At 35.8% G+C, this 14,180-nt stretch carries 16 protein-coding genes; 13 read left to right on the top strand and 3 right to left on the bottom strand.

Going from position 1 to position 14,180, the window contains the following annotated elements:
* Positions 1-105: 105 nt before the first annotated feature.
* The 3 genes from GQ590_RS09690 to nth all read right to left on the bottom strand — a co-directional run bounded on the left by GQ590_RS09690 (position 106) and on the right by nth (position 1,682).
* Positions 106-432 carry a hypothetical protein gene (locus GQ590_RS09690; protein WP_160422589.1) on the bottom strand — a complete coding sequence of 109 codons (327 nt, stop codon included), beginning with the start codon at positions 430-432 and terminating at the stop codon, positions 106-108.
* 74 nt (positions 433-506) lie between these two features.
* Positions 507-1,037, bottom strand: a complete 531-nt coding sequence (gene smrB / locus GQ590_RS09685) for an endonuclease SmrB (protein ID WP_160408670.1) — start codon at positions 1,035-1,037, stop codon at positions 507-509.
* A gap of 6 nt (positions 1,038-1,043) precedes the next feature.
* Positions 1,044-1,682, bottom strand: coding sequence for an endonuclease III (nth, locus tag GQ590_RS09680; RefSeq protein ID WP_091119774.1), 639 nt, complete (start codon positions 1,680-1,682; stop codon positions 1,044-1,046).
* Positions 1,683-1,946: 264 nt separating this feature from the next.
* On the opposite strand from nth, the gene putP reads away from it, so the two are divergent.
* From putP to GQ590_RS09615, 13 genes are all read left to right on the top strand, one after another.
* Positions 1,947-3,434, top strand: coding sequence for a sodium/proline symporter PutP (gene putP / locus GQ590_RS09675; protein WP_160408672.1), 1,488 nt, complete (start codon positions 1,947-1,949; stop codon positions 3,432-3,434).
* 52 nt (positions 3,435-3,486) lie between these two features.
* A complete protein-coding gene (tyrS, locus tag GQ590_RS09670; RefSeq protein WP_160408695.1) occupies positions 3,487-4,761 on the top strand; it encodes a tyrosine--tRNA ligase in 1,275 nt (424 codons plus the stop codon).
* Between the two features lie 4 nt (positions 4,762-4,765).
* Entirely contained in the window at positions 4,766-5,632 is an 867-nt protein-coding gene (gene pdxY, locus GQ590_RS09665; protein ID WP_160408675.1) for a pyridoxal kinase PdxY, read from the top strand.
* Positions 5,633-5,699: 67 nt separating this feature from the next.
* Positions 5,700-6,140, top strand: a complete 441-nt coding sequence (locus GQ590_RS09660) for a RodZ family helix-turn-helix domain-containing protein (RefSeq protein ID WP_160408677.1) — start codon at positions 5,700-5,702, stop codon at positions 6,138-6,140.
* Positions 6,141-6,226: 86 nt separating this feature from the next.
* On the top strand, positions 6,227-7,336 hold the full coding sequence (gene ispG / locus GQ590_RS09655) for a flavodoxin-dependent (E)-4-hydroxy-3-methylbut-2-enyl-diphosphate synthase (RefSeq protein ID WP_160408679.1): 1,110 nt from the start codon (positions 6,227-6,229) through the stop codon (positions 7,334-7,336).
* Positions 7,337-7,361: 25 nt separating this feature from the next.
* Positions 7,362-8,639, top strand: coding sequence for a histidine--tRNA ligase (gene hisS, locus GQ590_RS09650; RefSeq protein ID WP_160408681.1), 1,278 nt, complete (start codon positions 7,362-7,364; stop codon positions 8,637-8,639).
* A 16-nt stretch (positions 8,640-8,655) separates the two neighbouring features.
* The gene (locus tag GQ590_RS09645) at positions 8,656-9,414 is read left to right on the top strand and encodes a tetratricopeptide repeat protein (protein ID WP_160408683.1); all 759 of its coding nucleotides are present in this window, start codon (positions 8,656-8,658) and stop codon (positions 9,412-9,414) included.
* A gap of 26 nt (positions 9,415-9,440) precedes the next feature.
* Positions 9,441-10,613 (top strand): outer membrane protein assembly factor BamB, encoded by a 1,173-nt coding sequence (gene bamB, locus GQ590_RS09640; protein ID WP_160408685.1) that lies wholly within the window; start codon positions 9,441-9,443, stop codon positions 10,611-10,613.
* Positions 10,614-10,641: 28 nt separating this feature from the next.
* The gene (der, locus tag GQ590_RS09635; protein ID WP_160408686.1) at positions 10,642-12,111 is read left to right on the top strand and encodes a ribosome biogenesis GTPase Der; all 1,470 of its coding nucleotides are present in this window, start codon (positions 10,642-10,644) and stop codon (positions 12,109-12,111) included.
* Positions 12,112-12,114: 3 nt separating this feature from the next.
* A complete protein-coding gene (locus GQ590_RS09630) occupies positions 12,115-12,369 on the top strand; it encodes a zinc-ribbon domain-containing protein (protein WP_160408688.1) in 255 nt (84 codons plus the stop codon).
* A 38-nt stretch (positions 12,370-12,407) separates the two neighbouring features.
* Positions 12,408-13,052: an adenylate kinase gene (gene adk / locus GQ590_RS09625; protein WP_160408691.1), complete on the top strand. Its 645-nt coding sequence runs from the start codon at positions 12,408-12,410 to the stop codon at positions 13,050-13,052.
* A 341-nt stretch (positions 13,053-13,393) separates the two neighbouring features.
* Positions 13,394-13,669 (top strand): DUF1778 domain-containing protein, encoded by a 276-nt coding sequence (locus tag GQ590_RS09620; RefSeq protein ID WP_065561594.1) that lies wholly within the window; start codon positions 13,394-13,396, stop codon positions 13,667-13,669.
* On the top strand, positions 13,657-14,136 hold the full coding sequence (locus GQ590_RS09615; protein WP_160408693.1) for a GNAT family N-acetyltransferase: 480 nt from the start codon (positions 13,657-13,659) through the stop codon (positions 14,134-14,136). The genes GQ590_RS09620 and GQ590_RS09615 overlap by 13 nt, the downstream gene beginning before the upstream one ends.
* The last annotated feature ends 44 nt before the right edge of the window (positions 14,137-14,180 follow it).

Below are 14,180 nucleotides of genomic sequence, written 5' to 3'. Positions count from 1 at the left end.
AAGTGGTACTTTATTAGAGCCTTAAAGGCTTCTGAAAAAGTATGACATTGCTCACATTGCTTCCAATGTTTGCCAGCCTAGCGCAACTATGCTGGCTTTTTTATTTTAAAGTGATTTTAAATCCGATGTTTTGATAACTAATTGATCGTCAATAACCATTTTCCATTGACCGTTCTCAAAATAAGGAGGCGTACTTACTTTGAATAAAGAATTTATACCTAAAACTCCTACTTCAAAATCATCTCCAATAAATTCTTGTATCGGCCCTTCAACGGTTTTAGTCACCCCATCTTTTTTATACTTGTAATTAACTCTGGCGTCTTTAGCTATACTTATCACCATATATTCACCTTGCCATGTACCAATATAGTTACTTTTTTCGGGGGGAATTGCATCAAGTCCGTTACATGCAGTAATAAAGATGGCAAGCATTAGAAGTAGATAAACGTATTTTATTTTTTTTAATATTTTCACGTTGTTATTCCTTATGTGTTTAAAATTTATTTTTAATTATTAATTGTATCAAATAAAATAAGTAATGCTGCACTGCCGCCAAATTCTTTAGGGGCTTGATGAAAACAGATAATATTCGGATGTTGAGCTAGCCACATGGGTGTCTGTTTTTTTAAAATATTTTTTCCATGTCCATACATGATGCAGGCACAATGTGCGTTTTCTCGTAAACAAGCAGCAATAAGTGCAGCGATCTCTTTTTTGGCTTCTTTTTGAGTCAGTCCATGTAAATCTAAAAAAAACTCAGGTTCATAAAACCCACGATATAATTTTTTAACTTCGTATGGATCGGCATTTTCTCGACTATAGCGAATAGGATCTTCTTGCAATAATGGTTGGTAGTCATCTGAAAAATAAAATTCAGTGTGGTTCTTTTCATGTTTTAGTTTTTCTGTAGCAATTGCTTTTTGAGACCGTTTTAATGGTTTGTGAATAACGGTATCTTGCTTAAGTTTTTTGGTATTACCAATGCTACTTTTGAATAAGTCTATATCATCTTGATCTAAATTAAATTTATTTGGCATTGATTTTCACTCTGGGTAAACTTTTTGTTTAAATTCGCATAAGTCTTCAATAACACAGGCACCACACCGAGGTTTTCTAGCAATACAGGTATAACGACCATGCAAAATGAACCAATGGTGACAATTTATTTTGTATTCTTCCGGAACGACTTTAAGCAATTTTTGTTCAACGGCTTCAACGGTTTTTCCTGGCGCAAAACCTGTACGGTTACTTACTCTAAATATGTGAGTATCAACGGCAATAGTTGGCCAACCAAAAGCGGTATTTAATACAACATTGGCCGTTTTACGTCCAACACCAGGTAATTCAATCAGTGCATTAAAATCTTCAGGTACTTCACCTTGATACTTATCAACTAAAATTTGGCACGTTTTTATTATATTTTCAGCTTTACTATTATAAAGCCCAATTGTTCGAATATAGCTTTTTAAATTATCAACACCAAGAGCTAGAATTTGCTCAGCAGTATTTGCAATAGCAAATAATGGTTTGGTGGCTTTATTTACGCTAACATCAGTTGCTTGCGCTGAAAGAACCACTGCGATTAGTAGCTCAAAAGGTGTTTGATAAACTAGCTCTGTTGTTGGATCTTTAATATGATCCTTTAATTTCTGTAGAATTTGTATTCTGGTCGATTGTTTCACAAAGTTATTATATTAAAAATAGCATACTGTATATTATATACTTTTATTTACTATTTATCTGTAGATTATATTTAGTTTTTATATACACTAACATAATAAAATGAATTATTACCATAATAAATTATTAATGACATTTATTTTAAACCTTGTACGGTTTTAAAAATTTGAGTATTTACATTCCTAATCATCGGCTTTTTAGCATGATGATTTTATGATAAGCTAGCTAACTATTTTTTATTTCATTAAACAAGGTTTTTTTTAAATATGTCCTTACCAATGATTGTCACCTTTGCTATATACATTTTAGGCATGATTGCCATAGGTTTTTTTGCGTTTCGATCAACGCAAAATTTTGGTGATTATATTTTAGGTGGGCGTCGTATCGGTAGTGTTGTGACTGCACTTTCAGCAGGTGCTTCAGATATGAGTGGCTGGTTGTTAATGGGGCTACCAGGTGCTGTTTTTTTATTTGGTATTTCACAAAGTTGGATTGCTATTGGTTTAATAATCGGTGCTTACCTTAATTGGCTCCTTATTGCAGGACGGTTACGTGTTTTTACTGAAATTAATCATAACTCTTTAACATTACCTGACTATTTTGCTCGCCGATTCGACGATAAAAGCTCTTTATTGCGTATTATTTCAGCGGTGATTATTCTTATCTTTTTTACTATTTATTGTGCATCAGGTGTTGTTGCTGGTGCTAAATTATTTGAAAGCACATTTGGTATGAGTTATGGTTGGGCAATGTTAGCTGGTGCTGGAGCAACAATTATTTATACCTTTATTGGTGGATTTTTGGCGGTAAGTTGGACTGATACTATTCAAGCTAGTTTAATGATGTTTGCCCTCATTTTAACGCCAATTATAGTTATGGTGAATGCTGGCGGGTTTTCTGATGCAATGATTTATATTGAATCGCTTAATTCAGATTATATCAATTTATTTTCCCATATGGATTTTATTGCGATTATTTCACTATTAGGTTGGGGACTTGGTTATTTTGGTCAGCCACATATTTTAGCTCGGTTTATGGCTGCCGATTCGCACGATGTAATGAAAAATGCCCGTAGAATTAGTATGACATGGATGATTTTATGTTTAGCTGGCGCTATTACGGTTGGTTTTTTGGGTATTGCCTTTTTTGCTCATCATCCTGATTTAGCTTATTTGATTAATGACGGTAAACATGAACGTATTTTTATTGAATTGTCAAAATTACTTTTTAACCCTTGGATAGCAGGTGTTTTGTTGGCTGCTATTTTAGCGGCAGTTATGAGCACATTGAGCTGTCAGTTACTTGTTTGTTCAAGTGCACTAACCGAAGATTTTTATCGCGCATTTTTTAGACCAAATGCAAAACAAAAAGAACTGGTTTGGGTCGGTCGTATTATGGTGTTATTGGTTGCAGTTATTGCTATTTTATTGGCGATAAATCCCAATAATAGTGTACTTGATTTGGTAAGCCATGCTTGGGCCGGTTTTGGTGCTGCGTTTGGTCCAATTATTGTTTTTTCTGTATTTTGGTCTCGAATGACACGTAATGGCGCATTAGCTGGTATGATTGTAGGAGCTGCAACTGTATTGCTTTGGATTAATTTTAATTGGTTTAATCTCTATTCCCTTATTCCAGGCTTTTTATTTGCTTCTATTGCCATTGTGATTTTTAGCCTTTTTGATAAAAAGCCTAACGAAATAGTGGAAGATCATTTTAAACAAGCATATAAACGTTATCATAACAAAACAGAATAAGTCTTATTTTAAAGTAAAGTAGAATATAAACGTAAAAATTTAATAGGTAAATATCATGACAAAAAATGTGATCAAACAACTGCAAGAGCGTGGGCTGATTGCTCAGCTTACTGATGAAAAAGCTCTAATAGAACTAATAGAACAAAATCCTATTGCGCTTTATTGTGGTTTTGATCCTACAGCCGATAGTTTGCATCTTGGTCATTTAGTGCCATTACTCTGTTTAAAGCGTTTCCAACTAGCTGGACATAAACCGATTGCTTTAGTTGGTGGTGCAACAGGTTTAATTGGTGATCCGAGTTTTAAAGCAGTTGAACGCAAACTCAATACTGAAGAGACAGTAGTTGAATGGAGTGAAAAAATTAAGCAACAAGTTTCTCCATTTTTAGATTTTAATTGTGGTGAAAATGCAGCGATTGTTGCCAATAACTACGATTGGTTTAGCGGTATGAATGTGCTAACTTTTTTGCGTGATGTTGGTAAGTATTTTTCAGTTAATTCAATGATCAATAAAGAGTCTGTGAAACAACGTATTGATCGTGATGAAGTGGGTATTTCATTTACCGAATTTTCTTATAGCCTGCTACAGTCGTATGACTTTGCCTGTTTGAATAAATCGCATGATGTCGTTTTACAAATTGGTGGGTCTGATCAGTGGGGTAATATTACCGCAGGTATTGATTTAACTCGTCGCTTACATCAAAAACAAGTTTATGGTTTGACTGTGCCGTTAATCACTAAATCAGATGGCACTAAATTTGGTAAAACTGAAAGTGGTGCAGTATGGCTTGATCCTAAAAAGACCAGCCCATATAAGTTCTATCAATTCTGGATAAATACTGCTGATGCTGATGTTTATCGATTCTTAAAATTCTTCACATTTATGCCTCTAAGTGAAATTGATGCATTGGAAGAAGAAGATAAAAATAGTGGTGTTGCACCTCGAGCACAGTATGTACTTGCTGAACAAGTTACACGCTTAGTTCATGGTGAAGAAGGACTTGTTGCAGCAAAACGAATTACAGAAAGCTTGTTTTCAGGCAAATTAACTGACTTATCCGAAGCTGACTTTGAACAATTAGCTCAAGATGGTATGCCAACATTAGCTGTTGAAAGTGATGTTGATTTACAACAAGCTATCGTTAATGCACAGTTTGCTCCGTCGAGAGGTCAGGCAAGAACGATGATCGAATCCAATGCTATTTCAATTAATGGTGAGCGTAATACAACTACAGATTACCGTTTTGCTGATAGTAATAAGCTTTTTAATCGTTATACTTTACTTCGTCGAGGTAAAAAATATTATTGCTTGTTAATTTGGAGCTAATCTCATGAAAAATATTTTATCGATTCAGTCCCATGTTGTATTTGGTCATGCAGGAAATAGTGCGGCAGAATTTCCTATGCGTCGATTAGGTGTTAATGTTTGGCCCTTAAACACTGTACAATTTTCTAACCATACTCAATATCGCCAATGGACTGGAACGGTAATGTCAGCGTCTCATTTAACAGAGATCGCGGATGGAATTAATCAAATTGATGAACTCAAACGTTGTGATGCGGTATTAAGTGGTTATATGGGCTCGCCAGAACAAGGCAACGCCATTATCGAGATTGTTAAAAAGGTAAAAGCTGTTAATCCAAATGCGATTTATCTTTGCGATCCTGTAATGGGTCATCCTGAAAAAGGGTGTTTTGTTGCGCCGGGGGTATCAGAATTTTTATGCAATACCGCTTTACCAATGGCCGATATGATGACGCCAAATATTTTAGAGCTTGAAGAACTAAATGGTAAACAACGCATCAATAATGTTGATGAAGCAATATTAGCTTGTAGAGAGTTATGTAAAAAAGGTCCAAAAGCAATTTTAGTTAAACATTTAAGCCGTGCAGGATATAAAAATGATCGTTTTGAAATGTTGCTTGTGACTCAAAACGAAGCATGGCATATTGACCGCCCACTTGTCGATTTTGGTGTAAGGCAGCCAGTTGGCGTTGGTGATATGACTAGTGGGCTGTTTTTAGCAAATATTTTACTTGGTAAATCATCGGTTGAAGCTTTTGAACATACGACTTCTGCTGTGTATGCGGTTATGCTTGAAACTTTAAAACAAGATGAATATGAACTGCAATTAGTTGCGGCGCAAAGCGAAATAGAAAAACCGACGCAGTGGTTTAGTGCAAAAAGAATTGATTAATTGTAAAAAATGTGAAAATATATAAAATAGAACTAACTAACCATTAGTATTACTTTATGAGGGGATAATGGACAATATTTCATTAGGTGCCACACTCGCAGATTTACGAGAACAAATGGGATTAACCCAAGATGATATTGCCAAGAAAATTTATGTGCGAAAAACAGTGGTTGATGATATAGAAAAAGACCAGTTACCTTATGCCCCTCTTGTTTTTGTAAAAAGCTATATCAGTTCTTATGCTGAAATTGTCGGATTATCAGCTGAACACTATCAACCTTATATCAATGAATTAAGCAAACAAGCGAAACTAAAAAAAGACAAAACTCAAACGCAAATGTTTATTAGAAAAAAACAAGGAAACGCAATTTTTGTATTTATATTGATATTGATTATTCTTTGTACACTTAGTGTAACTTTATATTATGTGAATAAAGACAACGAAAGTCATTTTATTGAAATCAGTCATTATGTCTCCCCATCTTCTTTTGGTCACATTAATAGTTAGCAAATTTTATTATTCTCATACAGACATTTGCTTTAAATATTGTTAAGATTGCTAGCTAATTATTTTGTAATACAATTAGGCATATTATGAGTCATCAAGATTCACCTATTATTAGACGAGAATCTACCCGAATTTATATTGGCAGTGTGCCTATAGGTGGTGGTGCTCCTATTGCTGTCCAATCGATGACAAATACTCGTACAACAGATATTGAAAAGACTATCGCTCAGATTCGAGCGCTTGAACGTGTAGGTGTTGATATTGTGCGAGTATCTGTTCCAACGATGGATGCAGCTGAAGCGTTTAAATTGATAAAACAGCAAGCAAAAGTACCACTTATTGCAGATATTCATTTTGATTATCGCATTGCTTTAAAGGTTGCTGAATACGGTGTTGATTGTTTAAGAATTAATCCTGGTAATATAGGAAATGAAACAAGGATTCGCGCCGTTGTTGATTGTGCTAAAGACAAAAATATTCCTATACGAATTGGTGTTAATTCTGGATCACTTGAAAAAGATATTCAAGAAAAATATGGAGAACCAACACCTCAAGCGATTGTTGAATCTGCGATGCGCCATGTGGATATACTTGATCGATTTAACTTTGAACAATTTAAAGTAAGTGTAAAAGCATCAGACGTGTTTACTGCTGTTGATGCTTATCGCTTATTAGCTAAGCAAATTAGGCAGCCATTGCATTTAGGTATTACTGAAGCAGGAGGGATACGTAGTGGCGCAGTTAAATCAGCGATAGGATTAGGTCTATTATTATCAGAAGGGATTGGCGATACACTTCGCGTATCTTTAGCAGCCGATCCAACTGAAGAAGTGAAAGTAGGATTTGATATTTTAAAATCACTACGTATACGGTCTCGTGGTATTAATTTTATTGCGTGCCCAACCTGTTCTCGCCAAGAGTTTGATGTCATTAGCACAGTCAATGCATTAGAACAACGGTTAGAAGATATTATTACACCAATGGATGTATCAATTATTGGTTGTGTAGTCAACGGTCCAGGGGAAGCGTTAACTTCAACGATGGGGGTTGCTGGCGGTCATAACAAAAGCGGTTTTTATGAAGATGGTGTCCGTATTGGCCGTATTAATAATGAAAAAATGATTGATGAATTAGAAACTAAAATTCGAGCTAAAGCATTAATATTGAAAAACAGAATTGCAGCAACGGAATTATAATTTTATTAAATAGCGAATAAATAAAATGACAGAGAAAAAGATCCAATCTATACGAGGAATGAACGATTTGCTCCCAACAGATAGTGCAAGTTGGCAACAGATTGAAAAAATCGTTAAAGGCGTTTTAAATAGCTATGGCTATAATGAGATAAGAACACCAATTGTTGAAGATACTGCACTATTTAAACGAGCGGTTGGTGAGGTCACCGATATTGTTGAAAAAGAAATGTATACTTTCAATGATCGTAATGATGAAAGTATCACACTACGCCCCGAAATTACTGCAGGTTGTGTTCGTGCAGGTATTGAACATGGTCTTTTTTATAATCAAGAACAACGCCTTTGGTACTTAGGACCGGCTTTTCGTTATGAAAAACCACAAAAAGGACGTTATCGTCAATTTCATCAATTTGGTGTTGAAGTCTTTGGGCTTGAAGGACCAAACATTGATGCAGAAATTATCCTTTTAACGGCACGCTTTTGGAAAGCGTTAGGTCTTGAAAATCATACGTCTTTAGAACTCAATTCAATTGGATCACTTGAAGCAAGAGCCAATTATCGAAATGCACTTGTTGCTTTTTTAGAACAATATAAAGACAAATTGGATGAAGACTGCTTACGTAGAATGTATACTAATCCATTACGTGTCCTTGACTCAAAAAACCCTGTTGTACAAGAGCTACTTAATCAGGCGCCAAAATTGTTTGATTATTTAGATGAAGAATCGAAACAACATTTTGAAGGATTATGTCGTTTACTTGATAATGCTGGAATAAAATATAATATTAACCAACGATTAGTTCGTGGTTTAGATTATTACAACCGTACTGTATTTGAATGGGTAACTAGCAGCTTAGGTGCGCAAGGTACAGTCTGCGGTGGTGGTCGTTATGATGGGTTAGTGAGTCAACTTGGTGGACAACCGACGCCAGCGGTTGGTTTTGCAATGGGTGTTGAGCGTTTAGTATTATTGGTTCAAGCCGTTAACCAATCACTAAATTGTAATAATTCAATTGATGTGTATATGATCTCATCAGGCGATGAAAAGACCATTTCAGTTGCACAATATATTGCTGAATTATTACGAGATAGTCTACCTAATTGGCGAATTATGACAAATTATGGTAGTAGTAATTTTAAAAAACAATTTACCAAAGCTGATAAATTAGGTGCTAAAATAGCAATTATTATTGGCGAAAATGAACTCGCTAATCAGTCTGTAATGGTTAAAAATTTACAAACAGGTGAACAAGTTGAAGTAGCACAAAAAGAAGTTGTTCAAACTTGTTTAGCGATTAAGTAAAGAATAGGAGAAAAACGTGAGTCATCAGTTATCGAGTGAAGAACAACTTGAAGAGATAAAAGGATTTTTTGCTAAAAGATGGAAAATTATAGTTGCCGTTCTGGTGATCGGATTGTTGGTTTTTTATGGTTGGCATTATTGGCAGTCATATAAAGCTGAAAAGGCAATTGAATATTCAGATAAGTACGAGCAACTAATTGCTGAATTAGATGATACTAAAACTGATTCTGTTAATGAATTAGTCTCTTTTGCTAAAGATAACGATACGGTTTATGGTGTGTTTGCTAACTTACGTGCGGCTAAATTTTATGTCGAAGTTTTAAAAGACTACCAGGGCGCACAAGCCTTATTAGCTGACGCATTAAAGAAAACTAACTCAGAGCCGATTAAAACGATTATTAACATTCGTATCGCACGATTACAATATCAACAAGGTCAATATCAAGAAAGCTTAGCTTCGTTAAGTCATGTCACTAACGAAAGTTGGGGAGCGGTAATTAACGATCTTAGAGGTGATGTCTTGGTTAAAATGATGCGTTATGCTGATGCGGTCGATGCTTACAACGTTGCGCTAACCGCTTCACCAACCCCGGATTTAAAAGAAACCATTAAAATGAAGCTGAATCAAGCTGAATATTTAAAAACAAAACAACAAGCTGAACAAGAAGCCCAAGCCGCCAAAGAAAAGGCGGAACAAGATGCTCAGGCGGCTAAAGAAAAAGCCGAACAAGAGGCTAAAGCAAAGCAAGCTGCAACAGAAGAAAGTAAAAATTAATTTATCCTGCTATAAGGGGCTATACAATGAAGTTATTTAAATATTTTTTTACTGGTGTTTTCATGTTTTCACTGGTTGGATGCTCTTTATTCGGCAAAGAAGAAGATATTGTGCAAGTTTCACCATCACCAACGGTAAACAACCAATTTACTATTCAGCAAGTATGGCAAAATAGCACCGCAGGCAATACTCATATTTATTCATTATTAGGTCCGATTAATTATGATAATGTTATTTATGTAGCTAGTCGTAGTGGGCAAGTTAAAGCTATTGACTTATCAAGCGGTAAAACATTGTGGGACGTAAATCTATCAAAAAGTACGCTTTTTAGTAGTAAAACCGCACTGTTTTCAGGCGGTGTAAGTGCTGACGATAAATATGTTTATGTTGGCAGTGAACGAGCTATTGTGTATGCATTAGATCGTCAAGACGGAAAAGTAGTATGGGAAAAACCAGTAAAAGGCGAAGTGCTTGCTCGCCCTGTATCTTCTGAAGATAAATTAATCATTCACACAGCAAGTGGCATTCTTCAAGGTCTAAATTGTGATACAGGTGATAATTTGTGGGATGTATCCTTAGAAGTTCCGGCATTATCGCTACGAGGTAATTCGACACCAACAATTGCGCATGGGGCTGCGATTTTTGGTGATGACAATGGGCGAGTAAATGCTTACTACATCAATGATGGTCAATTAATTTGGCAGCAACGAATTTCGCAGCCATCGGGCTCTACTGAAATAGCAAAATTAAATGATGTTGATTCAACTCCTGTCGTTGAAGGGAATTTAGTTTATTCAGTTGGTTATAATGGTAGTATTGTTGCACTTGATTTAAGTGATGGTCAACCAGTTTGGCGTAAAGATCTTGGCTCTATTCATAGCTTTGCTGTTGATACCAATCGATTATTTGTTATTGATCAAAACGACAACGTTCAAGCTATTGCAAAAAATGGTGGGGCAGTGTTTTGGACTCAATCAGACTTTACGCATCGCCAGTTAACTGATCCTGTTCTTTACCAAAATTATGTTGTATTTGGTGATTTTGAAGGTTACCTATATTGGCTAAATGCTGAAAATGGCGAGCTTGTCGCAAAAACACAAGTAAGCAGTAGCGGATTAATATCTAAACCATTGGTAGTAGACAATAAAATCGTTGTTCAAGCCAAAAACGGTGATATTTACGCCTTTACAAAGAATTAATACATAAAAAGTTATTTAGAGAAAAAACATGGTACCTGTTGTAGCACTTGTTGGTCGTCCAAATGTTGGAAAGTCGACTTTATTTAATCGGTTAACAAGAACCCGAGATGCATTAGTGGCGGACTTTCCTGGATTAACGCGTGATCGTAAGTATGGACGAGCAGAAATTAAGGGCCATGAGTATATCTTGATTGATACTGGCGGTATTGATGGCAGTGAAGATGGGGTTGAAAGCTTTATGGCTGAACAATCTTTACAAGCCATAGAAGAAGCTGATATTGTTCTTTTTTTGGTTGATGCTAGAGTTGGAGCAATGCCTGCCGATCATGCTATTGCTAAGCACTTGCGTTCTCGCCAAAAAGCCACTTTTTTAGTTGCCAATAAAATTGATGGAATTGACGCCGATAGTGCAATCTCTGATTTTTATGCTTTAGGATTAGGCGAAATCCACCCAATAGCTGCCAGTCATGGTCGTGGGGTCAGCTCATTAATTGAAACTGTATTAGATCCTATTTTTCAGTTTGATGATGAACAAGATAGCAATTTTGATGGCGATGAACAATCTAACAACTTAGATCCGTTTTGTGATGATTCTGAATTTGATAATACAGAATCATTAATCAACCAACCTATTAAAGTAGCGATAGTAGGTCGTCCAAATGTCGGTAAGTCTACACTAACTAATCGTATTTTAGGGGAAGAGCGAGTCGTTGTTTATGACATGCCAGGCACAACGCGCGACAGTATTTACATACCAATGACGCGGGATGAGCGTGAATATATCTTGATTGACACGGCTGGTGTGCGTAAACGCGGAAAGGTCACCGAAACGGTTGAAAAATTTTCCGTCATCAAAACCTTACAAGCGATAGAAGATGCCAATGTGGTAATTCTAGTCATTGATGCCAGAGAAGGCATTTCGGATCAAGATTTATCATTATTGGGCTTTATTATCAATAGTGGGCGCTCACTTGTTATTTCAGTTAATAAATGGGATGGTTTGTCTCAAGATATCAAAGAACAAGTTAAAACGACACTTGATGATCGGCTTGATTTTATTGATTTTGCACGTGTGCACTTTATCTCTGCACTTCACGGTAGTGGCGTAGGTAACTTATTTGACTCAATTCAAGAAGCCTATGATTGCGCAACTCGACGAGTTAATACGGCATTATTAACCAAAATTATGCAAATGGCGCAAGACGATCATCAACCACCATTGGTAAAAGGGCGCCGAGTTAAATTAAAATATGCTCATGCAGGTGGTTATAATCCACCTATCGTTGTAATTCATGGTAACCAAGTTGAAGATTTGCCAGATTCTTATAAGCGTTACTTGATGAACTATTTTAGACGTTCGTTAAAAATTATGGGTTCACCTATTCGAATTCAGTTTAAAGAAGGCAACAATCCATTTGAGGGTAGAAAAAACAGCTTAACCGCATCACAACAGCGCAAACGTCGCCGATTGATGAAACATGTGAGAGGGCGAAAATAGTTTATGTCAAAACAACAAATGACAGTTGAAAGCGGACAAGAAGGCATTTGCCCAAAATGCCATCATAAAATGACAATCACCTCACCACAACATTATCAATGCCCTCAGTGTCAGCTGTATTATCTTGAGCAGTGCATCTGCCCTATTTGTCACCAATCTGCTCAAATAATTAAAGGCTGTGGGGCAATTAATTATATTTGTCATACTGATGGTTTAATTTCCAGCAGTAAGGTGATATTTCATTATTTACCAGAATAGAAGACTTTATTTATATTAAAGCCATAAGAGGTTATTTTATGCGAATTATTTTATTAGGAGCACCAGGAGCAGGCAAGGGAACGCAAGCACAATTTATTATGCAAAAATATGGGGTCCCCCAAATTTCAACCGGTGATATGTTACGCGCAGCAGTAAAAGCCGGTACGCCGCTAGGTTTACAAGCTAAAGAACTCATGGATGCGGGTAAACTTGTTACCGACGAATTAGTGATTGCGTTAGTTAAAGAGCGCATTGCACAAAGTGATTGCGTCAATGGCTTTTTGTTAGATGGATTTCCTCGCACCGTGCCACAGGCTGATGCCATGAAAGTTGCAGGTATAAATGTTGACTATGTACTTGAATTTGATGTACCGGATGCCGTGATAATTGATCGTATGAGTGGACGTCGAATTCATGCACCTTCTGGTCGTGTTTATCATGTTCGTCATAATCCACCTAAAGTTGAAAATATTGATGATATCACTGGTGAACCACTAACCATTCGTAAAGATGATAATGAAGAAATTGTTCGTAAACGCCTTGTTGAATATCACGATCTAACTAAACCGCTTATTAGTTATTATCAGCATGAAGCCAAAGAAGGGTGTACACAATATTTCCGAGTTGATGGCACACAAGCTGTTGCTGATGTAACCAAAGAGTTAGCCAACATTTTAGGATAATTTGTTTATCAATTAAAAGAGCAAGGCAGTAAACTATCTTGCTCTTTCCCTTTCAAACTGGTTTGCATTGTTGCTTATATAGCAAATGCTTATATAACAAAAACAAAAAGTGAAACCATAACGTAAATACCGTCAAAAAACGTTCAGGAAAGGTATTAATTTTATTCAATTTTTTTGATGTGCTTTTTTCTATAGAAGTGAGAAATTTCTACAAATAATTTATATTCAATAACGTTTATGCTATTTATTTCTTCAATATTTAAACACCACTTCACTTGTATATCAATTTGATATACAATCATACTGCAGCACTTTCACACAAATAAAAAACGGCAATTAAAATGAGAACTGAAACCAAAGAATCGCCTATTAATATTAGAGCTAAGGCATCCCAAAAAGAATTGATTGATATTGCGGCTCATTTACTATCTAAATCACGCACTGATTTTATTTTAGAAGCGGCCTGCTCAAAAGCTGAAGATGTTTTGCTTGATCAGCGTCTTTTTTTAATCGACGATGAACAGATAAATGCTTTCAATCATGCAATAGAAGCCTCTTTTGATAGTAATGAAAAAATTCAAGCTTTATTGTCTCGGAAGTCGCCATGGGAAAAATAGCAGCGCCGCACTTATTGAATGAACATCATGATTTTACGTCATTTGATTGTGAAGAGTTGTCTTTGAATGAATGGTTGAAGAAAAAATCCTTAAAAAATCAAAAAAGTGGTGCTTCCCGTACATTTGTGATTTGTGACAATAACAAAGTAATCGGCTTTTATTGTTTATCAACTGGAAGTATCCAACATCGACAACTAACATTGAGTAGATTTAAGCGCAATATGCCCGATCCTATTCCGGTTATTATCTTAGGCCGTTTAGCTATTGATAAAAATTACAAAGCAAAAGGATTAGGTGCGGCATTATTAAAAGATGCTATATTACGCTCGAAAGAAGTCTCTAAACAAGTTGGTTCTAGAGCACTATTGGTACATAGCTTAACAGATGAAGCCAATGCGTTTTATATTAAATTTGGCTTTGTTGATTCAGGGATTCAGGAAAGAACAATGCTAATCTCTTTATGGTAATAAAATTGAGCTTAATTGTACATTTTTAAAGCAGCTAAATTTAG

The sequence above is a fragment of the Gilliamella sp. Lep-s35 genome (assembly GCF_009795845.1).
In the GTDB taxonomy this organism is placed as follows: Bacteria; Pseudomonadota; Gammaproteobacteria; order Enterobacterales; family Orbaceae; genus Gilliamella.
Note: the sequence above shows the minus strand (reverse complement) of the source record. Positions and strands in the feature narration are given on the sequence as shown.